General features: G+C 65.8%; 23 protein-coding genes, 1 tRNA gene, 1 other RNA gene and 2 pseudogenes. 16 read left to right on the top strand and 11 right to left on the bottom strand.

Annotated features, from left to right (window positions below; all coding sequences use genetic code 11):
- Both A5625_RS24915 and A5625_RS24910 read left to right on the top strand, forming a co-directional pair.
- The coding region (locus A5625_RS24915; protein ID WP_232003816.1) for a hypothetical protein at positions 1-365 on the top strand (365 nt) is incomplete at its 5' end.
- A 53-nt stretch (positions 366-418) separates the two neighbouring features.
- The gene (locus A5625_RS24910; protein ID WP_232003815.1) at positions 419-1,195 is read left to right on the top strand and encodes a class I SAM-dependent methyltransferase; all 777 of its coding nucleotides are present in this window, start codon (positions 419-421) and stop codon (positions 1,193-1,195) included.
- Here A5625_RS24910 and A5625_RS24905 read toward each other — a convergent pair.
- Complete coding sequence (locus A5625_RS24905) at positions 1,192-1,629, bottom strand: SRPBCC family protein (RefSeq protein WP_067000565.1); 438 nt, start codon at positions 1,627-1,629, stop codon at positions 1,192-1,194. The two genes, A5625_RS24910 and A5625_RS24905, sit on opposite strands and share 4 nt — an antisense overlap.
- 81 nt (positions 1,630-1,710) lie before the next feature.
- Here A5625_RS24905 and A5625_RS24900 point away from each other — a divergent pair, with 81 nt between their 5' ends.
- Complete coding sequence (locus tag A5625_RS24900; RefSeq protein WP_067000562.1) at positions 1,711-3,114, top strand: FAD-binding oxidoreductase; 1,404 nt, start codon at positions 1,711-1,713, stop codon at positions 3,112-3,114.
- Between the two features lie 5 nt (positions 3,115-3,119).
- The gene (locus A5625_RS24895) at positions 3,120-4,430 is read left to right on the top strand and encodes a class I SAM-dependent methyltransferase (protein ID WP_369830046.1); all 1,311 of its coding nucleotides are present in this window, start codon (positions 3,120-3,122) and stop codon (positions 4,428-4,430) included.
- A gap of 58 nt (positions 4,431-4,488) precedes the next feature.
- Here the strand turns inward: A5625_RS24895 and A5625_RS24890 are convergent, their stop codons facing one another.
- From A5625_RS24890 to ffs, 3 genes are all read right to left on the bottom strand, one after another.
- Positions 4,489-6,339, bottom strand: a complete 1,851-nt coding sequence (locus A5625_RS24890; RefSeq protein WP_067000559.1) for a DNA polymerase III subunits gamma/tau — start codon at positions 6,337-6,339, stop codon at positions 4,489-4,491.
- Between the two features lie 49 nt (positions 6,340-6,388).
- Entirely contained in the window at positions 6,389-7,681 is a 1,293-nt protein-coding gene (locus tag A5625_RS24885; RefSeq protein WP_156748532.1) for an aminotransferase class I/II-fold pyridoxal phosphate-dependent enzyme, read from the bottom strand.
- A gap of 65 nt (positions 7,682-7,746) precedes the next feature.
- An RNA gene (gene ffs, locus A5625_RS24880) (signal recognition particle sRNA small type) lies at positions 7,747-7,843 on the bottom strand.
- Between the two features lie 76 nt (positions 7,844-7,919).
- Here ffs and A5625_RS24875 point away from each other — a divergent pair.
- Both A5625_RS24875 and A5625_RS24870 read left to right on the top strand, forming a co-directional pair.
- A tRNA-Ser gene (locus A5625_RS24875) sits at positions 7,920-8,008 on the top strand.
- A 91-nt stretch (positions 8,009-8,099) separates the two neighbouring features.
- Positions 8,100-8,951, top strand: a complete 852-nt coding sequence (locus A5625_RS24870; protein WP_067000553.1) for a hypothetical protein — start codon at positions 8,100-8,102, stop codon at positions 8,949-8,951.
- Here the strand turns inward: A5625_RS24870 and A5625_RS24865 are convergent, their stop codons facing one another.
- A complete protein-coding gene (locus A5625_RS24865; protein ID WP_067000550.1) occupies positions 8,952-9,698 on the bottom strand; it encodes an enoyl-CoA hydratase/isomerase family protein in 747 nt (248 codons plus the stop codon). It lies immediately after the preceding gene.
- 7 nt (positions 9,699-9,705) lie between these two features.
- Entirely contained in the window at positions 9,706-10,086 is a 381-nt protein-coding gene (locus tag A5625_RS24860) for a hypothetical protein (RefSeq protein ID WP_067000548.1), read from the bottom strand.
- Between the two features lie 146 nt (positions 10,087-10,232).
- Between A5625_RS24860 and A5625_RS24855 the strand changes: the two genes are divergently transcribed.
- Both A5625_RS24855 and A5625_RS24850 read left to right on the top strand, forming a co-directional pair.
- The gene (locus A5625_RS24855; protein ID WP_067000544.1) at positions 10,233-11,300 is read left to right on the top strand and encodes a dihydrodipicolinate reductase; all 1,068 of its coding nucleotides are present in this window, start codon (positions 10,233-10,235) and stop codon (positions 11,298-11,300) included.
- Positions 11,297-11,938: a cutinase family protein gene (locus tag A5625_RS24850; RefSeq protein WP_067000542.1), complete on the top strand. Its 642-nt coding sequence runs from the start codon at positions 11,297-11,299 to the stop codon at positions 11,936-11,938. Before A5625_RS24855 ends, A5625_RS24850 begins: the two co-directional genes overlap by 4 nt.
- Before the next feature lie 10 nt (positions 11,939-11,948).
- Here A5625_RS24850 and A5625_RS29740 read toward each other — a convergent pair whose 3' ends face one another.
- Positions 11,949-12,119, bottom strand: coding sequence for a hypothetical protein (locus tag A5625_RS29740; protein ID WP_197516224.1), 171 nt, complete (start codon positions 12,117-12,119; stop codon positions 11,949-11,951).
- A gap of 59 nt (positions 12,120-12,178) precedes the next feature.
- Between A5625_RS29740 and A5625_RS24845 the strand changes: the two genes are divergently transcribed.
- From A5625_RS24845 to A5625_RS24835, 3 genes and pseudogenes are all read left to right on the top strand, one after another.
- The gene (locus A5625_RS24845; protein WP_067000540.1) at positions 12,179-12,352 is read left to right on the top strand and encodes a CsbD family protein; all 174 of its coding nucleotides are present in this window, start codon (positions 12,179-12,181) and stop codon (positions 12,350-12,352) included.
- The gene (locus tag A5625_RS24840) at positions 12,352-13,077 is read left to right on the top strand and encodes a cutinase family protein (protein WP_067000537.1); all 726 of its coding nucleotides are present in this window, start codon (positions 12,352-12,354) and stop codon (positions 13,075-13,077) included. The genes A5625_RS24845 and A5625_RS24840 overlap by 1 nt, the downstream gene beginning before the upstream one ends.
- 26 nt (positions 13,078-13,103) lie before the next feature.
- Positions 13,104-14,078, top strand: a pseudogene (locus A5625_RS24835) (NAD-dependent epimerase/dehydratase family protein); the annotation flags it as partial.
- Between the two features lie 24 nt (positions 14,079-14,102).
- Here the strand turns inward: A5625_RS24835 and A5625_RS28700 are convergent.
- Positions 14,103-14,492 carry a PPOX class F420-dependent oxidoreductase gene (locus A5625_RS28700; protein WP_082984545.1) on the bottom strand — a complete coding sequence of 130 codons (390 nt, stop codon included), beginning with the start codon at positions 14,490-14,492 and terminating at the stop codon, positions 14,103-14,105.
- 169 nt (positions 14,493-14,661) lie between these two features.
- Positions 14,662-15,366: an SDR family NAD(P)-dependent oxidoreductase gene (locus A5625_RS24830; protein ID WP_067000534.1), complete on the bottom strand. Its 705-nt coding sequence runs from the start codon at positions 15,364-15,366 to the stop codon at positions 14,662-14,664.
- A gap of 137 nt (positions 15,367-15,503) precedes the next feature.
- Here A5625_RS24830 and A5625_RS24825 point away from each other — a divergent pair, with 137 nt between their 5' ends.
- Together A5625_RS24825 and A5625_RS24820 are read left to right on the top strand one after the other, a co-directional pair.
- Entirely contained in the window at positions 15,504-16,469 is a 966-nt protein-coding gene (locus A5625_RS24825; RefSeq protein ID WP_067000532.1) for a TIGR03621 family F420-dependent LLM class oxidoreductase, read from the top strand.
- 226 nt (positions 16,470-16,695) lie between these two features.
- Positions 16,696-17,256 (top strand): TetR/AcrR family transcriptional regulator, encoded by a 561-nt coding sequence (locus A5625_RS24820; RefSeq protein ID WP_067000529.1) that lies wholly within the window; start codon positions 16,696-16,698, stop codon positions 17,254-17,256.
- Here the strand turns inward: A5625_RS24820 and A5625_RS24815 are convergent.
- Together A5625_RS24815 and A5625_RS24810 are read right to left on the bottom strand one after the other, a co-directional pair.
- Positions 17,253-18,455, bottom strand: a complete 1,203-nt coding sequence (locus tag A5625_RS24815) for a cytochrome P450 (protein ID WP_067000526.1) — start codon at positions 18,453-18,455, stop codon at positions 17,253-17,255. The two genes, A5625_RS24820 and A5625_RS24815, sit on opposite strands and share 4 nt — an antisense overlap.
- 146 nt (positions 18,456-18,601) lie before the next feature.
- On the bottom strand, positions 18,602-19,189 hold the full coding sequence (locus A5625_RS24810; RefSeq protein ID WP_082984544.1) for a TetR/AcrR family transcriptional regulator: 588 nt from the start codon (positions 19,187-19,189) through the stop codon (positions 18,602-18,604).
- 99 nt (positions 19,190-19,288) lie between these two features.
- On the opposite strand from A5625_RS24810, the gene A5625_RS24805 reads away from it, so the two are divergent.
- From A5625_RS24805 to A5625_RS24795, 3 genes and pseudogenes are all read left to right on the top strand, one after another.
- Entirely contained in the window at positions 19,289-19,870 is a 582-nt protein-coding gene (locus tag A5625_RS24805; protein ID WP_067000520.1) for a PaaI family thioesterase, read from the top strand.
- Positions 19,871-20,059: 189 nt separating this feature from the next.
- Positions 20,060-20,305: an isochorismatase family protein gene (locus A5625_RS24800; RefSeq protein ID WP_369830045.1), complete on the top strand. Its 246-nt coding sequence runs from the start codon at positions 20,060-20,062 to the stop codon at positions 20,303-20,305.
- Positions 20,306-20,437: 132 nt separating this feature from the next.
- Positions 20,438-20,743, top strand: a pseudogene (locus tag A5625_RS24795) (hypothetical protein); the annotation flags it as partial.

Raw genomic sequence — 20,743 nt, 5'->3', positions numbered from 1 at the left:
TCGCCGACATGCTCCCGGTTCCAGGCAGAAAATCCGCCCGGGTGAACGTTTTCGCCCGAAGGTACGGCCACATTCCCGAGGCCAATCTGTATGACCGCGACGAATACCCACGGCGACTGTCTGCGGTGGGTTTCGGCGATGTCGTCGTGGAATCGATCCGGCAAGACGTGTTCCCCGGGATGGCCAATTACAGTCGGCAGCGCCTTGAGGGAAAGAAAAAGATGGGTGAGGTGGTCGTGGACGTCTCGGAAAACGATCGCGCCCAGTGCCGTGGCGTAGAGATCTGGGAACGAGGGAGCGGTTTGACGGACTATGTGATGGTGTCGGCGCGGAAGCCTTTGGACACGGGAGTTCCAGGGAAATGAACTTGTGGCTGTTTTGTGTCGAACCGCGGCTCGGTTAATCCATCATGGTCCCCATGGAAACGGCAACCCCCGACATTGCCAACATGCCCCGAGGCGGGCCGAACGCCTCGTGGCTGGATCGGCGGCTGCAGACCGATCGGCTGGAATACCTGGACCGCGACGACGTCGACGATCTGAAGCGCAAGGTCATCCAAGCACTCGACCGCAGCGGACGACGACGGTTTTTGGGTAACTACAGCTTGTGCGCGCGGGCGGCGCTTCGCGAGGTGAGCGATATCGCCTCGCCGAAGATCCTCGAACTCGGGTGCGGCCTAGGCGGACTGTCGCGCAAGCTACTGGAGTATTGCCCCACTGCTCAGGTGACGGTCACCGACATCGATCCCGAGTTCGTGGCCGCCGTCGCCGCCAGCGACCTCGGCAGTCACCCACGCGCCACGGTGCGGCAAATGGACGCCACCGCAATCGACGCCCCCGACAGGTATTACGACCTCGCGGTGTTTGCGTTGTCGTTGCATCACCTGGCGCCCGAGCAGGCCGCCCAGGTATTCGCCGAAGCGACCCGGGTAGCGAAGAAATTGATAGTCATCGACCTCAGCAGGCGGCCGCCGCCGCTCCAGTTGATGATGTTGGCGCTCATACTGCCGTTCACCAGGCTGAAGCCGTTGTTACACGACGGGATCATCAGCTCGCTACGCGCCTATAGCCCGTCGGCGCTGCGTGCGCTCGCCCAATATGCCGACCCGGCAATTACCGTCGAGTTCCGCGCTCGACCGTGGGGTGCGACGGTGATGGTTGCCGTCCGCCCGGCAACCGGACAATCAACCGGCTAGCCTTCGAGTTCCTTCTTGAGGTTGGCCAGCACCTCGCCCTGAATCCTCTTCAGCCCCAACGGCGCAAACGTCTTTTCGAAGAAGCCCTTCACACCGCCGGCACCGGTCCAGGTGGTCTTCACGGTGACGCTGGAGCCGGGTCCGGCAGGAGCCACCGTCCAGTTGATGACCATGGAGGAGTTCGCGTCCTTCTCGATGACGGTGTGTCCGGCTACGTCGACGTTGACCTGTACGTCGCGCACGCGTGATTTGGTGGCTTGCAGCTTCCATTTGGCGACCGTGCCGGCCCCCTGCCCACCCTGCAGCACCTGGTAGTCGCTGTACTGCGGGGAGAGAATTTTCGGGCGGACATTCTGGTAGTCCGCGACGGCGGCAAGAGTTGCCGCAGGCTCCGCGTTGATCAAGATGGTGCTGTCGGCGTTCACCTGTCCCACGGCGACCCTTCCTCATGATGTTTTCCCCGGCGCTGCCGCTCGCGACAGGTGCACGGGCTGTTGTCGAAGACTAGGGTATATGTGGTGCCTGTCCTTGGATCTGCACTCTCGGCCCACAAGTCGGGCGTTGACCGAATGATGGCCAGTTATCGATCCATCCCCACAACGTCCGCCGTCCGGCTGGCCAAGCCGACGTCAAACCTGTTCCGCGCCCGCACCAAACGCGACGCGCCCGGTCTGGACACCTCCGGACTGACCGGTGTTCTCGGTGTGGATCCCGACAACCGAACCGCCGACGTGGCCGGTATGTGCAGATACGCCGACCTGGTGGCCGCCACGCTGCCGTACGGTCTTTCGCCGCTGGTCGTGCCGCAGCTCAAGACCATCACCCTGGGCGGCGCCGTCAGCGGCCTGGGCATCGAGTCGTCGTCGTTCCGCAACGGACTGCCGCACGAATCGGTGCTGGAGATGGACATCCTTACCGGCGCTGGCGATTTGCTCACCACGTCCCGCACCCAACACCCGGACCTGTTCCGCGCCTTCCCGAATTCCTATGGGACACTTGGGTATTCGACTCGTCTTCGGATCGAACTGGAACCTATCGCACCGTTTGTGGCGCTGCGGCACATCCGGTTTCACTCGCTGCCCGATCTGATCGCGGCAATGGAACGCATCATCGACACCGGCGGGCATGGCGGGACGCCGGTTGACTATCTCGACGGGGTGGTGTTCAGCGCCGACGAAAGCTACCTGTGTGTGGGCCGACGGACCACCACGCCCGGCCCGGTCAGCGACTACACCGGACGCGACATCTACTACCAGTCCATCCGGCACGACTCCGCGGGCTCAGAAGCCACCAAGGACGACCGGCTGACCATGAACGACTACTTCTGGCGGTGGGACACCGATTGGTTCTGGTGCTCGCGGGCCTTCGGTGTGCAAAACCCCCGGCTGCGACGCTTTTGGCCGCGCCGATACCGGCGCAGCAGCGTCTACTCGAAGCTGATCGCGATGGATCGCCGCTTCGCGCTGTCCGACCGCATCGAAACGCGCAGTCTTCGTGCGCCGGACCGCCCGGTCCGCGAGCGGGTGGTGCAGGACATCGAGGTGCCGATCGAACGGACTTGCGACTTTTTGGAGTGGTTCCTGGACGACGTGCCCATCACGCCGGTCTGGTTGTGCCCGTTGCGTCTGCGTGACCACGACGGCTGGCCGCTGTACCCGATACGACCGGATCACACCTACGTCAATGTGGGCTTTTGGTCGTCGGTGCCGGCCGGCCCCACCGAGGGCGCCACCAACCGGGCGATCGAAACCAGGGTGGCTGAGCTGGACGGGCACAAGTCGCTGTATTCCGACTCTTTCTACTCGCGCGAGGACTTCGACGAGTTGTACGGCGGCGAGGCCTACAACACCGTCAAGAAGACGTATGACCCCGATTCTCGTTTACTCGACCTCTACGCTAAGGCGGTACAACGGCGATGACTTCAATTAGGGAGACCAAAGAACCCCGCCGCACGCCGACCGGCAAACTCAGCATGGCCGAGATCCTGGAGATCTTCGCCGCGACCGGGCGCCATCCGCTGAAGTTCACCGCCTACGACGGCAGCACCGCCGGAAGCGAAGACGCCGAACTCGGCTTGGACCTGCGTAGTCCCCGCGGCGCCACCTACCTGGCCACCGCTCCCGGTGAACTCGGCCTGGCCCGCGCCTACGTTTCGGGCGATCTGCAGGCCTACGGCGTCCATCCGGGTGATCCGTACGAACTGCTCAAGACGCTGACCGATCGGGTGGAATTCAAGCGACCGCCGGCCCGGGTACTGGCCAACGTCATCCGATCGATCGGCTTAGAGCGGTTGGTGCCGGTGCCGCCGCCCCCGCAGGAAACCCCGCCCCGGTGGCGGCGGGTCGCCGACGGGCTGATGCACACCAAGACCCGCGACGCCGAAGCCATCCACCACCACTACGACGTCTCGAACACCTTCTACGAACTGGTGTTGGGCCCGTCGATGACCTACACCTGCGCGGTGTATCCCGACGCCGATGCGACGTTGGAAGATGCTCAGCAGAACAAATACCGCCTGATTTTCGAGAAGTTGCGGCTCCAGCCGGGCGACCGGCTGCTCGACGTCGGCTGCGGCTGGGGCGGCATGGTGCGCTACGCGGCGCGCCGCGGCGTCCGGGCGATCGGTGCCACCCTGTCCGGCGAGCAGGCGAAGTGGGCGCAGCAGGCGATCGCCGACGAAGCGCTTTCCGAGCTGGCCGAGGTGCGGCACAGCGACTACCGCGACGTGGACGAGGCGCACTTCGACGCCGTTTCCTCGATCGGGCTGACCGAACACATCGGCGTCAAGAATTACCCCGCCTACTTCGGATTCCTGAAGTCGAAGCTGCGCACCGGCGGTCTGCTGCTCAACCACTGCATCACCCGCCACGACAACACCTCTAGCTCGTTCGCCGGCGGGTTCACCGATCGCTACGTCTTTCCGGACGGGGAGCTGACCGGCTCGGGCCGCATCACCAGCGCGATCCAGAATGCCGGCCTCGAGGTGCTGCACGGGGAGAACTTCCGCCATCACTACGCGATGACGCTGCGGGACTGGTGCCGCAATTTGGTCGAGCATTGGGACGTGGCCGTCGCCGAGGTCGGCTTGCCGACCGCAAAGGTGTGGGGGCTGTACATGGCGGCGTCGCGGGTGGCCTTCGAGCAGAACAACCTTCAGCTACATCACGTGCTAGCAGCCAACGTCGACCCACGAGGCGACGACCACCTGCCGCTGCGGCCGTGGTGGACGCCGTAACGCGCTAGCCGATGGTGGCGACCCGTTGCGCCCGGCTACGCCGCGCTAACGGTCGCCACTAGCCGTTGTCGATGCGGCGGGCGCCCAGCTCGTTCTGCAGCAGTTCGAGGGCAACCTCTTCGGGGTCGCGTCTCGGCGCCGACGGCTCGTCGCGGACCGCTTCGGCGAGCATGTGTTCTTCTTCGTCGCGCCGCGCGGACTCCACATCGGGTGCGGGCTCCGGCACGTCGGGTACCGCCGGACCGGCTCCCCCACCGGCGGGCGGGGCTGCCGGGGCCGAAGCCGGCGGGCCGGCCTCACATCGCACTCGCCAGTTGACGCCCAGCGCGTCTTTGAGCGCTTCGGAGATGACGTCGGCGTTGCGCTGTTCGCAGAGCCTCTTGGCCAGCGGTGCCGATTCATGGCTGAGCACCAACGTGTTGCCTTCGATTGCCCGGACGGTCGCGCCGGCCAACATCACCTCGGTAGTGCGGCTGCGCTGGCGCACTTTGTCGCGCACCGTCGGCCACATGCTGCGCACCGCGGCGGTGTTGAGTTCGCCTGGCGCGGAGGCTGATCCGGCAGCAGGGGCCGCAGCCGCGGCCGGTTCGGGAACGGGCGTCGGAGCCGGGGCCGCGGCCGGTTCGGTCGCAGGCTTGGGCTGGGGTTTCGGTTCGGGCCTGGCGGCGGCCGCCGCGGATGGCCGGGTGAACCGGACGGGTTGCTCGGGTTCGGCCGGCGCCCCGCGGGGGTTGGCTTCGGAGCCGGGGATGGACATGTCCAGCCGGGTCTCGATGCGCTCGACGCGCTGCAGCAGCGCCGACTCGGTGTCACTGGCCGAGGGCAGCAGCAGTCGCGCACACACCACCTCGAGCAGCAGACGCGGCGCGGTGGCACCGCGCATCTCCCCCAGGCCCGCCTGCACCACCTCGGCGTAACGGGTCAGGGTCGCCGGCCCGATCCGGGTCGCTTGCTCACGCATCCGCTCCAGCACGTCCTCCGGTGCGTCCACCACGCCGCGACTGGCCGCGTCCGGCACGGCCTGCAGCAGGATCAGGTCGCGAAACCGCTCGAGCAGATCGGTGGCGAAACGCCGTGGGTCGTGACCGGCATCGATCACCGATTCGACCGCACCGAACAGCGCCGCGGCATCGGCGGCCGCGAGCGCGTCCACGGCGTCGTCGATCAGCGCCATGTCGGTGGCCCCCAGTAGGCCCAGTGCCCGCTGGTAGGTGACGTGGGCGCCTTCCGCGCCGGCCACCAGTTGATCCAGCACCGAGAGTGTGTCGCGAGGCGAGCCGCCGCCGGCTCGGATCACCAGCGGGTAGACGGCGTCGTCGACGGCGACGCCTTCCTGCTCGCAGATCCGCGCGATCAGCGCCCGCATGGTTTTCGGCGGCAACAGCCGGAACGGGTAGTGATGGGTGCGCGACCGGATCGTCGGCAGCACCTTCTCCGGTTCGGTGGTGGCGAAGATGAAGATGAGGTGCTCGGGGGGCTCCTCCACGATCTTGAGCAGCGCGTTGAAGCCCGCGGTGGTGACCATGTGCGCTTCGTCGACGATGAACACCCGGTAGCGCGACTGGGCCGGCGCGTAGAACGCGCGGTCACGCAGTTCGCGGGTGTCGTCCACGCCGCCGTGGCTGGCGGCGTCGAGTTCGACCACGTCGATACTGCCGGGGGCGTTGGGCGCCAGCGCCTGGCATGAGTCGCACACCCCGCACGGAGTGGCCGTCGGCCCCTGAACGCAGTTCAGCGACCGGGCCAGAATGCGCGCCGAGGAGGTCTTACCGCAGCCGCGCGGACCGGAGAACAAGTACGCGTGGTTGATGCGGCCGGCTTCCAGCGCGATCGACAGCGGTTCGGTGACGTGCTCCTGCCCCACCACTTCGGCGAAGGTTGCCGGTCGGTACTTGCGGTAGAGGGCCACGGTCAGCAGGCTACCGGCGCGCCCTGACGATCCAGACCCGGCCGGGTCGTCAGTTCACACTCGACGTGGACGACGCCAGCAGCGACTCGGAAGCCGCCAGCAACGCGCAGGTGGCCAGGCCGTCGACCGCGTCGCGCAGCTGCGGCAGCGACGGGAAAGTAGGCGCGATCCGGATGTTGGTGTCATTCGGATCCTTGCGATACGGGAACGACGCACCGGCCTCGGTCACCGCGATACCGGCGTCCTTGGCCAGCGCGACGGTTCGCTTGGCCGTCCCGGGCAGCACGTCCAGGCTGATGAAGTAGCCGCCCTTGGGATCGGTCCAGGAGGCGATCTTGGATTCGCTCAGCCGCTGATCCAGGATCTCGGCGGCCAGCGCGAACTTCGGCGCCAGGATCTGCTGGTGCCGCAGCATGTGCAGCCGCACCCCATCGGCGTCGCGGAAGAAGCGCAGGTGCCGCAGCTGGTTGACCTTGTCCGGGCCGATCGATTTCTTCGAGGCGTATTGCAGATACCAGGCGATGTTGCCCAGTGATCCGCCCAGGAAGCTCACGCCGGCGCCGGCGAAGGTGATCTTGGAGGTGGACGCGAACACGTAAGGCCGGTGGGGATTGCCGGCCGCGGAGGCCAGCCCGAGCACGTCGACCTGCCGGATGAAGTCATGCGTCAGGGTGTGCACCGCGTACGCGTTGTCCCAGAACAGCCGGAAGTCGGGCGCCGCGGTCCGCATCTGGACCAGCCGCAGCACGGTGTCCCAGGAGTAGGTGACCCCGGTGGGGTTGCCGAACACCGGCACTGTCCACATGCCCTTGATGGCGGGGTCGGCGGCGACCAGCTCTTCGATCAGGTCGACGTCGGGCCCCTCGGACAGCATCGGCACCGGGATCATCTCGATGCCCATCGTCTCGGTGATGGCGAAGTGGCGGTCGTAGCCGGGGGACGGGCACAAGAACTTGACGTTCGGTTCGTCTTTCCAGGGCCGCTGCGAGTCCACGCCGCCGTACAACATCGAGAAGGCGACGAGGTCGTGCATCAATTCCAGACTGGAGTTGTTGCCCGCAATCAGGTTCTGCACCGGGATGCCGAGCAGCTCCCCGAAAATGGCCCGCAGCTCAGGCAGGCCGTGCAGGCCGCCGTAGTTGCGGGTGTCGGTGCCCTCGCTGTCGCGGTAGTCGTCTCCGGGCAGGCTCAGCAGCTGGTTGGACAGGTCGAGCTGATCGGGAGCCGGTTTGCCACGGGTCAGGTCCAGCGTGAGCTTCTTGGCCTGAAGGTCGGCGTAATCCTGCCGGTGGCGAGCGTTCGTGGCCGCGAGCTCGGCGGGGCTGAGGGACTCCAACGACACCATGAACCCTTTCGCTATCAAGGCGGTGGCTTCGGGGTGATGCAGTGGACGAGCCTCGGGCCCCGACATAGGGGACCCCGCGCACCCGACAGAGCCCATTGACCCTTGCTGCCTTCCGGCCCTGGGGGAGTTCACAGGATAGACGCCGCGCGGGGTCCAGCGACGAGTCTAATACCTGCCTCGGAGTCGACGACGAGCAACTGGCGGGGGCCGTTTGACCCTCGGTTACCATGGCCACGGAGGATTCGCCTAGTGGCCTATGGCGCTCGCCTGGAACGCGGGTTGGGTTAACAGCCCTCGCGGGTTCAAATCCCGCATCCTCCGCCATTGGTCCGCCATGCGGACCTGTACGAATTGAGATGAATTCGGGTTGGCCGCCTTTAGGCTGGCGTGAAATCACCAGCACGCGAGGAGGGGTATGGGGCGCAAGATTGCGGTGCCGTGGCACCTGCTGTTCTCCCTCGTTGCCGGCGTCCTCTACTTCTTCTTTGTCTTGCCTCGGTGGCCGGAGTTGATGGGCGACACCTCGCGCACGCTGGGGATGGCGCTTCGGATCGTGACAGGTGCGCTCGTCGCGCTCGCGGCATTGCCGGTGGTGTTCACCCTGCTGCGCACGCGTAAGCCGGAGTTGGGGACGCCGCAGCTGGCGCTGTCCATCAGGATCTGGTCGATCGTGGCGCACGTGTTGGCCGGGGTGCTGATCATCGGGACGGCGATCAGCGAGATCTGGCTCAGCCTGGACGCCGCCGGACGTTGGCTGTTCGGGATTTATGGGGCCGCCGCCGCGATCGCGTTGCTCGGTATTTTCGCGTTCTACCTCTCGTTCGTCGCCGAGATGCCTCCGCCGCCGCCCAAACCGATCAAGGCGAAGAAGCCCAAGGAACGCCGCCGCCTGCGGCGCAAGAAGGGCGAAGAGGCTGACACCGAGGCGGCCATCGACGAGGACGCCGAAGCCGCTGAAGCGGACGAGGCCGACGAGACCGTCGACGCGGAGGCCGAAGACACCGAGGAAGCGGAACAGGCTGAACCGGCTTCTGAGCCCGCAGAGGTCACCGCCGAGACACCCGAGACCGTCGAGTCGCAGCCGGCGTCGGAACCGGCCACCGAGGAAGCGCCCGTGGCAGGTGCCGCGAAGGCACCGGCAGATACCGATGAGAGCGACGAGCCGCGGGCCAAGTTGCGCAACCGGCGCCCGACGGGCAAGGGATCGCATCGGATGCGGCGCCGGCGCGGCGGCGTCGCTTTGGACGAAGCCGTCGACGAGGACTAGTCAGCGGCGCCGCAGCCGCTCCACATAGGCGGCGATGCCCCGCAGCGTCTCGTCCGTGCCCCACATCCGGCGCACCTCGTCGTCGACGCCGCGGGCTTCGCGAATCCGCATCATCGTCGGGGCGTGCAACTGGGTTTTGGTCTGGCGGTAGGCGTCGGCCGGAATACTGCCCAGGTCCGACGCCTCCGCCACCGCAGCCTCGATGAGCTCGTCGACGACGACGCGGTGGGCCAATCCGCGGGCCACCGCCTCCGCGCCGCGATAGTTGCGGCCACCCAGCAGCACCTCATCGGCGTGCCTGCCGCAGGCGTAGCGCATGACCTCCAGCGCGGCGACCGGGAACGGCACCCCGACGCGCACCTCGACCGCACCGATCGATGCCTCGGGGCTGATCAGGCGGCGGTCGCAGGCGCAGGCGAGCACGCAGCCGCCCGCGATTGCGGCGCCATTGATCGCTGCGACGGTTGGCCCCGGATAGCTGAACATCGCCTCGAATGCCGCGGACAGCGCGGGGACCAACCTGTCGGTGTAATCGGTGCCGCCCTGCACTACGCGGTTGAGGTCGACGCCGGCGCTGAAGGCACGACCGGCACCGGTGACAACCAGCGCGCCGGCGTCGAAACGTGCCAGATCACGCACCACCGAAGCCAGCTCTTCGAGCAGCTCGACGTCTTGTGCGTTGACCGGACCCGACGACAGGGTCAGCACCTGCACGGTCCCCGCGGACTTGATGTCGATCACGGTCATTCGCCGGTCAGCGGCTGACGACTGCGAGAATCACCGGGATGGCAGTGTTCTCATCGGTGTGATAACTCGCGCAGACCCGGTGGTAGCCGTCGGCGATCTGCAACGGAACACCGGTGATGAAGTCGCCGCGCACCAGCAGGATGGGTGACAGCGGCAGGCCCTTCTCGACCTTGGTCAGGTCGGCGGCGACGTGCGGGTTGTCCGCCGGCAGCAGGCCCAGCCGCGCCGCGCGCAGGATGTCTTTTGCCTTCTTGTGCGTCACGGTCCCGGACTGCAGCTTTTTGATCACCTTCTTCACGGTCTGCCCGCCCGCAAGCATGGTGAGATAGTCCGCGGCCGCCGGAAAGTCATGGGCCTCAGGCTTTTCCAGCCATTTCACGCTGAGCATCGCGTTGCTCCCTTCGCCGCCTCCGACATCGACGCAGCCTACCGGCTCGGATCGCGTGCGGTCGCTGCCTTCCTGGCCGAAATGTTGGCCGCGGAATCTGCCTATTAGCCCTACTAAGAGCCCGGGTCATTCCCTATGCTGAGCGAGTGCCAAACACCTATCGGGTCGTTCAGTGGAACACCGGCAATGTCGGCAAGAGCTCGCTGAAATCGATCGTCACCAACCCCACGCTGGAATTGGTCGGCTGCTACGCCTGGTCACCGGAGAAGGCCGGTCGCGACGCCGGCGAACTCGTCGGGATCCCGCCGCTCGGGATCGCGGCCACCAACGACGTCGATGAGTTGCTGGCGCTCAAGCCGGACTGCGTGGTCTACAACCCGATGTGGTTCAACGTCGACGAGCTGGTCCGCATCCTGTCCGCGGGCGTCAACGTGGTGACCACGGCCTCGTTCATCACCGGGCACAACCTCGGCGACGGCCGCGACCGGCTCCTGGAGGCCTGCGAGAAGGGCGGCGCCACGATCTTCGGGTCCGGCGTCAGCCCGGGCTTCGCCGAACTGTTGGCGATCGTCTCGGCGATGGTCTGCAACCGGATCGACAAGGTCACCGTCAACGAGGCCGCCGACACCACGTTCTATGACTCCCCCGAAACGGAGAAGCCGGTCGGTTTCGGCCAGCCGATCGACCATCCGGAGCTGCCGGCGATGGCCGCGAAGGGCACCGCCATCTTCGGCGAGGCCGTCCGCCTGGTGGGCGACGCGCTGGGTGTCGAACTCGACGAGGTGAAGTGCGTGGCCGAATTCGCCCAGACCACCGAGGACCTCGTGATGGCGTCCTGGACCATCCCGGCAGGACATGTCGCGGGCACCTACATCAGCTGGCAGGGCGTCGTCGACGGCAAGACCGTGATCGACCTGAATGTGCGGTGGCGCAAGGGCCAGACGCTCGAGCCCGACTGGAAGATCGAGCAGGACGGCTGGGTCATCCAGATCGACGGCCAGCCCACGGTCACCACCAAGGTCGGATTCCTGCCGCCGCCGTACTTCGCGGCCACCACGCTCGAGGAATTCATGGACCTCGGTCACATCATGACGGCGATGCCGGCCATCAATGCCATTCCGGCTGTCGTCGCCGCGGCGCCGGGAATCGCCACCTACGCCGACCTTCCGCTGACGCTGCCGCGCGGTAACGCGTATGTCAGCATTGAGCGGTGAGTGCGCGCCACCTCATTCGCATTCTCAGCGCCGCGATCGCGACGACGTCGGGGGTCTTGAGCGGACCGATCAATTCGCCGGTCGCTCATGCCGATCCGTGCCCGGACGTTGAGGTGGTGTTCGCGCGCGGCACCGGCCAGGACGCTGGTGTCGGCCAGGTGGGTCAAGGCTTCGTCGATTCGCTCGGATCGCAGATTAACGGGCGTTCGATGGGCGTCTATCCGGTGAATTACCCGGCGTCAGGGGAATTCGCGTCGAGCGCTCGAATCGGCGCCGACGACGTGGTCGCTCATGTCAACGACATGATGGTGCGATGCCCCGGGAGCCGGCTGGTGCTCGGCGGCTTCTCCCAGGGGGCGGGCGTCATGGATCTGGCCACCAGGGCTTTGCCGCCCCAGGCCATTGACCATGTGGCGGCGATCGCCATCTTCGGCAATCCCACCAGCGAGTTGGCAGGCAATTTCACCGGCACCGCTTTTTCGCCCATTGCCCCGCCGTATGCCGCCAAGACCATTGACCTGTGCGCCGACGGCGATCCGGTGTGCTCGCCGGCCGGCGGCAGCCTGATGGCGCATGGCTCCTATGTCCAGTCCGGGATGACGGGTGACGCTGCCAGCTACGTTGCCGGACGGCTGTAGCCGACCCGTCTCAGCCTGAATGCTCCGGGGGCTCGGGTTTCGGCTCGGATTTCGGATCCAGGGGCACCGCGGTGGGCGAGTCCCCCAAATAGCGCTTGAGCCGCAGCAGCTGATTGACCACCATGCCGACGCCGAGCAGCATCAGCCCCGCGACTACTGCCACCACGATTGCGGTGCTCACGGTTCCATCATGACAGGGCGGGGTTTCGATGAGTCCTATTGCGGGGTAGCCACAGCGGCATGAGTAAGGAAGACAAGTTGAAGAACAAGATCGAGGACCTCGGCGGCCGAGCCAAGGAGGCCATTGGCCACGCCACCGGAGACCCCGACACCAAGAGCGAGGGCAGGGCGGACCAGGCGAAGTCCAGCCTCAAGGATGCCGGCGAGAAGGTGAAGGACGCTTTCAAAAAGTAATGAACACGCGCAAGGTGTTGGCCGTCGCGTCGGCGCGCCGACTGATGGTGTCTGCGCTGTCGGCGGCGGCGACGCTCGGTTCGTTCTTGCCGGGCGCGCCCGTTGCCTCCGCTGTGGCCGAGCCGTGTCCGGACGTCGAAGTGGTCTTTGCCCGCGGCTCGGGCGAAGCTCCGGGTGTTGGCGGGATAGGCCAACCCTTCATCGATGCGTTGCGCTCGCAGATCGGGGCGAAGTCGCTGACCGTGTATCCGGTCAATTACCCTGCCAGCACTGACTTTTCGAATCCCGACTTCCCGTCGACCGTCATCGACGGTATTCGGGACGCCAGCTCCCATATCGAGTCGATGGCGGCGAATTGCCCCAACACCAAGGAGGTGCTCGGCGGCTACTCGCAGGGCGCTGCCGTCGCCGGGTATACCACCTCGGCCGCCGTACCCCCGGGAGTACCCGCGTCCGCGGTTCCACCGCCGATGCCGCCGGACGTCGCAAAGCATGTCGCCGCCGTGGCGCTTTTCGGCACGCCGTCGGGCCAGTTTCTGCACAAGTACAACGCACCGCCGCTCACCATCGGACCCCTGTATCAGCCCAAGACGCTGCAGTTGTGCGCGCAGGGCGACCCGATCTGCGGCCCCGGCAACGGCGACGACGGCTTCGTCGCGCACACGTCGTATCCGGTTAACGGCATGACAAGTCAGGCCGCCAATTTCGCGTCCAGCCATCTGTAGGTTTTGCGGTCTTGCAGAATGAGGCCATGCGGGTTCTGATCACGGGCGGTACCGGATTCGTCGGCGGGTGGACCGCCAAGGCCATCTCCGATGCCGGGCACGCCGTCAGGTTCTTGGTGCGCAATCCCGACAAGCTGCACACCACCGTCGCCAAGCTGGGCGTCGATGTCTCCGACTTCGTCGTCGCAGACATCACCGACCGCGTCGCGGTGCGAGGAGCGTTGCGGGGCTGCGACGCCGTCGTGCATAGTGCCGCGCTGGTCGCCACCGACCCACGCCAGACGGCCGAGATGCTGGCCACCAATATGCAAGGCGCACAGAATGTGCTGGGTCAGTCCGTCGAGCTCGGGCTGGATCCCATCGTCCACGTGTCCAGCTTCACCGCGCTGTTCCACCCGGACCTGGAGACGCTGACAGCAGACCTGCCGGTGGTCGGCGGCGCGGATGGGTACGGAACGTCCAAGGCGCAGGTCGAGATCTATGCAAGGGGGCTGCAGGACGCGGGTGCGCCGGTCAACATCACCTACCCGGGCATGGTGCTCGGGCCGCCGGTCGGAGACCAGTTCGGTGAGGCCGGCGAAGGCGTGCGAGCGGCCCTGCAGATCCACGCCATCCCGGGCCGCAGCGCGGCCTGGCTGATCGTCGACGTCCGCGATCTGGCCGCGCTGCATGCCGCTTTGCTCGAGCCCGGCCGCGGACCGCGGCGCTACACCGCCGGCGGTCATCGGGTGGCCGCGGCCGACCTCGCCAACCTCCTCGGCCAGGTCGCGGAGACGCCGATGGTCGCCGTCCCGATACCGGACACGGCGCTGCGCGTTGCCGGCGCGGTGCTGGATCGAGCGAACCGCTTCCTGCCCTTCGAGACCCCGTTCACCTGGGCGGGAATGCAGTACTACACCCAGATGCCGGCCTCCGACGATTCCCCGAGTGAACGAGAACTCGGCATCAGCTACCGGGACCCGCACCAGACTGTGGCGGATACCTTCGAGGCCATTCGCGCCGAAAGCGGCTGGTCACCAAGCGTCTTAGTCGGCGGGCCTGATCTCCAGGCCGACGTGCACCTTGTCGATGCCGCCGCGGACGATGGAGTGCGCGTAGAACCACGGCGCGTGGTACCAGTACCGCTTGAGGACGGCGTTGTAGACGCGTCGCGTTTCGGACTTCGGGAGCACCCGGGCTATGGCTTCGACCTCATCGCTCTTGGGCTTGCCCAGCGCCCCGCTCTTGGCGATCGTCACCCTCGGAGTGTTGTTGATTCGCTTGGTTTTCCACGACCCGTCGTCGGTGATCACCAACAGCTTGTCGTCGCCGTCGGGCACACCCCAGATCGGTGTGGGTTTCGGACGGCCGTCCTTGGTGAATGTCGTCAAGAGCAAGTATTTGGAATGAATAACATCCTTGAAGCTGGCGGCCACGGGTCTTCCTTATCTGTGCATGGTTGCCCCACCCATTCCCCGAACACGGAGTTCCCAATCATGGTGTGCGCCATCGGCGGCTATTCGTCCCTGCGTCAATTAGCGACGCGGTGGACGGACTCGGCTACCCGTTGAGCATGAATTCCCTTGGGAGACAACGATTTAGCAATCAGGTGTTGCGGCCGCCGTTGACTCCGAGTATCTGGCCGGTAATATAGCCGGCTTCCTCCGAGACAAAGAAGGCGCATGCGGCGGCAATGTCCTCCGGTTTGCCCACCCGACGCACCGGGGTCCGCTGGATGTGGTCCTCGACCGTGCCGCCGAGCAGATGTCGCCGCTCGGCGCTGCGCAGCATCGGTGTATCGATAAAACCCGGCGGGACCGCGTTGACGGTGATGCCGGCCGGACCATATTCCAGCGCAAGCGACTTGGTCAGGCCGTTCACCGCGGACTTCGCGGCCACATAGTGCGCCATGAACGGTTGCCCGGAATGGGTGCTGGACGAGGAGATGTTGACGATACGGCCCCAGCCGGCTTCAACCATGTCCGGCAGCACAGCCTGAACGGTGTGGAAGACGCCGTGCAGGTTCACGTCGATCACCTTGGACCATTCCTCGAAGGACATATTCGAGAACTTCTGGAAGCCTTCCACGCCCGCCGCGTTGACCAGCACCAGAATCGGGCCGAACGCCTCGCGGATCGCGGCTATCGCGGTGTCGACCTGGGCTCGGTCCGTGACGTCGGCGGTATAACCGAAGCCGTCATCGGTGGCGGACAAATCGAGGACAGCCACTCGAAATCCGTCGCGGCGCAACCGCTCGGCGACGGCACGGCCGATTCCCGAAGCGCCGCCGGTAACGACCGCCGTCTTCACCCGACCACACCCCCACTTCCCTGAGCGACCGCCCAATTATTGGGCGTCACATGCCTATCACCCGGGGTCTGCGACGGTCAAGCGCGAGTCGTCGGTTCGTCTTGATTCCGTTCCGTCACCCCACTTAGGGTCCGTTCATGGACAGACCCCCGTTTCGTTTCGGCGTGCAGGCGACCAATGCCTCCGGGGGGCCGGCGTGGCGCGATACCGTTCGCCGAGTCGAAGACCTTGGCTACACAACGCTTTTCCTCGCTGATCATTACCTGGGCCCGGGGCCCGCTCAGCGAGCAGCGCGCACTCCCCGCCAGGACCTGGCACCCATCGCGGCGATGGCTGCTGCCGCCGCCTGGACCGAAAGCTTGCGCATCGGTTGCCGGGTCTTCTGCATCGATTACCACGTGCCCGCCGTATTGGCCAAGGAAGCGGCGACACTGGATCTTCTCTCCGAGGGCCGTCTCGAATTCGGCATCGGTGCCGGCTGGAGCGGAGTCGAGTACACCGCGATGGGGCTCGAATTCGACTCGCCGGGCCGGCGAATCGCCAAGCTGGCCGAGGTGGTCTCGCTCATCAAAGCCCATTGGCGGGGTGAAGAACTGGCATATTCAGGGCAGTTCGTCGAGGCACACGGTTATGCCGGACGGCCACGGCCGGTGCAACAGCCACATCCGCCGATCATGATCGGCGGCGGCGGACAACGCGTTCTCACGTTGGCCGGCCGCGAAGCCGACATTGTCAGCATCTCGAGCGTGCCGTTTGTGGCGCATGACGCCGACGGCCTGGCCCCATCGGCGGTGGCGGAGCGCCGGATCGGCTTTGTGCGTGCCGCCGCGGGTGGACGCTACGGTCGTCTCGACGTCGAAAGCTCGCCCTACTTCACCGAGATCACCGATGATCCCGAGACCGTGCTGGCGGGGTTGGCGAAGTCGACGGGCATCCCCGCCGAAGTGTTGCGCGACCATCCCAACGTTTTGATCGGGTCCCTGGAACGCGTTGTCGAGACCCTGCATTCGCGCCGGGAGACCTTCGGGGTCAACTACGTCACGGTGCAGCAGTCACAGATCGAATCCTTCGCGCCCGTGGTGGCTCGCCTGCACGGGCGGTGAACCTTGACCGCTGCCACCGGAGGTGCAAGCATGTCAGCTACCCGGTTTGGGCGATCGCTCAAACCAGCTGGCCGACGGCTTCCGGAATGAGACGGCTCCATGGCAAAGCGAACCAGATACAGCGAATATCACTCCGGTGCCGCGTTCTTCGACATGGTTGCCGAACCCGCGATATGACCATACCGTGACCGCATCCCAAAGACCCCGTGACTCGACCACGCGCGACATGCTGGTGGCCGCGACGAGCCAGATCATGCTCGAGGAGGGCTACGCCGCGGCCACGTCGCGCCGCGTCGCGGCCAAGGCCGGGGTCAAACCGGCCTTGGTGCACTACTACTTCCCCACAATGGACGAGTTGTATCTGGCCGTCTTTCGCCGCGGCGCCGCAATCTACCTGGAGCGCCAGCAGCAAGCGTTGGCCTCCGACCGCCCGCTGCACGCCTTCTGGGAGACGCTCACCGAACCCAAAGACACCCGGCTGCTGCTGGAGTTCATGGGGCTTGCCAACCACCGCAAGGAGATTCGGGCCGAGATATCGGCGTGGTCGGAGCGCTGGCGTGAACAACAGATCACCGCGCTGAACTTCATCGTCCGCGAACATGACCTCGATAGGAACGAATTCCCGCCCGCGGCCCTCGCGGTCGTCATCGTCTCCATCGGGCGCACCCTCATCCTCGAACAGGGGCTCGGCACCCATGGTGGGCACGACGAGGCGGTGGCGTTGGTCAATCGTTTCCTGGACCGGTTCGAAATGCCCACGCCCAAGAGCCGCCGGGGTACCCCTTAGGGCAGCACGACCCGCAGGTGCTCCCAACCGCGCACGGTCGACGTCGACGCCAATTGCGCGGTGTCGTAGTCGATGTCCCATTCGGGCCAACGGTTGAGAATCTCGTCCAGCGCGACGCGACCCTCCAGGCGGGCCAGATTGGCGCCCAGGCAGTAATGCACACCTTTTCCGAAGGTGATGTGGGAGATGTTGTCGCGACGGATGTTGTAGGTGTCCGGATCGGTGTACCGGCGGTGATCACGATTGGCGGCGCCGAACAGCAGCAGCATGGCACTGCCGGCCGGAACCGTCGTGCCGTAGCACTCGAAATCCGTTGCCATCCACCGTGCGACGTGCGGTCCGGTGGGTTCGAATCGCAACGTCTCATCGACCGTACGGGTCAACAGCGACCGATCCTGATAGACCGCGCGGCGCTGGTCGGGATGCTCGGCGAGCACCTTGGCCAGCCAGCCGATCAGCCGGCCGGTGGTCTCGTTTCCCGCCCCGGCGACCACCTGCGTGTAATGCAGCACCTCCTTGCGGGTCAGCTTCCGGTGCACCCCGTGCTCGTCGTCGAATTCGACGTTGAGCAGCGTCGTCATCAGGTCGTCCGAAGGGTTTTTGGATCGCCATTCGACGTAGTCGGCATAGATCCGGCCGTCGGCGATGGAGTCGGCGTTGGCGACCTTCAGCGGCGCTCCCGGCTTGGTGCGCAGATTGGCGTCATTGGCGTCGCGCACCGAAATCTGTTCGGACTCCGGGATTCCCAACAGCATGCCGATCACTCGCATCGGCATCATCGAGGCGAGTTCGGCGATGATGTCGAAGCCCCCGGAGCCGACGAGTGGGTCCAGGCACCGCACGCAGTATTGCCGGATCTGGTCCTCCAGGGCGGCCATCCGGCGCGGCGTGAACACCCTCGACATCAGACCGCGCAACCTGGAGTGCTCGGGTGGATCCTGGAACATCATGACGCCGCCGGGCATGTCGAATTTCGACTGAACGAGTTCCAGGATGTCGCTTCGCCTGTTGGAGAAGGTCTCCCAATTGGCCAGGCCGCGTTCGACGTCCGAATGCCTTGACAGTGCCCAGAAGTCGTAGCGTTCGTTGTAGTAAATCGGCACCTCTTCGCGCAGCCGGGCGTAGATCGGATACGGGTTGGCATTGATATTGACGTCGTAGGGGTCGTAGTAGACGTCGGTGTCGTTGGCGATGCTCATTGATGTTGCCCTCGGTTCAGACAGCCGCCGGCATCGGCCGGGAGCGCGACGCTCGTGAGACCCATGGCATCCTCCACCCATCGGCTTTTGGGCGATCGCCCAAAAGTGTGGCGCAGGCCATGTCTAGCAGCATCCCGACGATTCCGTCAAGACCGCAGGGCGGCGTCGATCAGCGTGGCAGCGGCGGCCCGCGCATGCACAACGGGCGCGGTGTCATTCAGCGAAGTCGCCAGCGCGGTGGCACCCTCGAACAGCACGGCCAGCTGCTGGCCCAGAAGATGCGCGTCGGCGGCACCGGCTTCGCGCGCGACGGCGATGAGGCGGCCGGTGAATTCACGCTTGTGAGTCCGCACGATTTCGTCGGTAGTCGCCAGGGATCCGGCCGACTCTACGGCCGCGTTGTGAAAAGCGCAGCCGCGCACGACGTCCGATCGGCGCAGATCGAAGATGGCCAGCAGGCGTTCACGGGCGGGCAGCGTGGCGTCGTCGAGGTGCTTCTCGGCCGGCGCCCCGCCCCGGGCCTCGATATTGCGCAGGTAGGTGTCGACGAGGTCGTTCTTGCTGCCGAAGTGCTGGTAAAGCGTCCGCTTGGAGACGCCGGCCTCCTGCGCGATGAGTTCGACGCCGGTCGCATGGATGCCGTTGCGGTAGAAAAGCCTGGCCGCGGCGCGTTCGATGCGTTCGCGCGCGCCGCGGCCCGCGGTGGGATGCGTCTGCCCAGCGTATGCACTCATGATCATGCCAGAGTACACCGATCGGTTTACATCGCGCAGGATTATTGCTAGTTTCGGGCACTAGGAAGTAAACCGATCAGTTTCTGTTGGAGGCATTCGATGCCCGCTCAGCAATACGCTCGCACTGGCCGGGCCGATACACCGGGATGGGGTGCCACCCAGTCGCGGCTGATCACCTGGCACGACCCGATCACCACCCAGGCCACCGTCGCGTCGATGTCTGGCCTCTCCTACTGGCAGGCGGTCGCCGACGGCAAGCTGCCGCCACCCCCGATCGGTGATCTCATCCAGATGCGCGTCACCGAGGTCGACGCCGGTCGGGTCACGTTCACCTGTACGCCCGACGGGTCCATGTACAACCCGCTGGGAATGGTGCACGGTGGCACGATGTGCACCCTGTTGGACACCGCCGCAGGCTGCGCACTGCACACCACACTTGCCGAAGGGGTCGGCTACACGTCCGTCGAAATCAAGGTCAACTACTTGAAAGCCGTCACCGTGGCCAGCGGCACGCTGACCGCAGTAGGCAGCGTCGTCAAGGCGGGGTCGCGGATCGGTTTCGCCGAAGCCAAGGCCACCGACGCGTCGGGAGCACTCGTCGCAACGGCGAGCAGCACGCTCTTGATCTTCGATTTGCCTAGTCGCACACCGCAATTCAACGGGAACGGACAACACCGCTGAAGTCAACCGACCTTGCCACGGCTGCCGACCATGGCCCGTTTGGCGACGGGCGGAGATGATGGTCCGATAGCGAATGACAAAGCGGTGACCGGGCTTCTGCTGAGGCGAGATCCGCACCGGGTTCGAGCCACAGACCGGTGATGTGTCGCCCACGAGCATTGGTGTTCCAGCGGCTTCGCCAACACGGATCTGGACCTGCAACTCAAACGCCATTTCATCGAGCGGGTCATCGTCATGGGCTTGATCGCACACACGTGCGTGGAAGCGACCGTTCGGTTCGCCGCCGAGCTCGGCTATGACGTCACCGTGGTCCGGGATGCCAGGGCTGACTCCTCGGCTTCCGAAATGCACGCCGCCCTCGAGGCGAACATGCCCAACTACGCGTCGGCCATCGTGACCGTCGAGGCGGCCGTCGTGACCGTTACCGCACTTTAAATAGAGGTCACGTGCCCTGCAGAACGGTGAAGATTTGCGGCACGAGTGTGAAGGCTTCGTTAAGAACGAGGCACACCGCCCGTCGGGCCCGGCACTGTAGAGCCATGACGCCCGTTGAGCTGCCGGCGAACCATGCCGGCTGAGGCCGCCGTCGGGGACGCCGCGCTGCGCTGCACGCAGGTGCCGCTGCGGACCTTGCCCGCGGCGGCCTCGGTGCGCGTCACGGTCGGCTACGCGGTCGCCCTGCTCGTCATCTACCTCATCCTCGCCGGGCTGGGGCCGCACGCGCACGACGTCGCGGTGAGCCGCATGAGTACCAACGTTCACAACCTTGCGCGCGGACATCTGGGCACCTTGATCGGCAGCGCGTTCGTCAACGACGGCGGTGAGCTGTTCTTCTGGCTGCCAGGACTGGTCTGTCTACTGGCTTTGGGCGAA

Origin of the sequence: Mycobacterium sp. 1465703.0, assembly GCF_001672975.1 — a bacterium.
GTDB lineage: Bacteria > Actinomycetota > Actinomycetes > Mycobacteriales > Mycobacteriaceae > Mycobacterium.
This window is presented reverse-complemented; position numbering and strand designations above follow the sequence as displayed.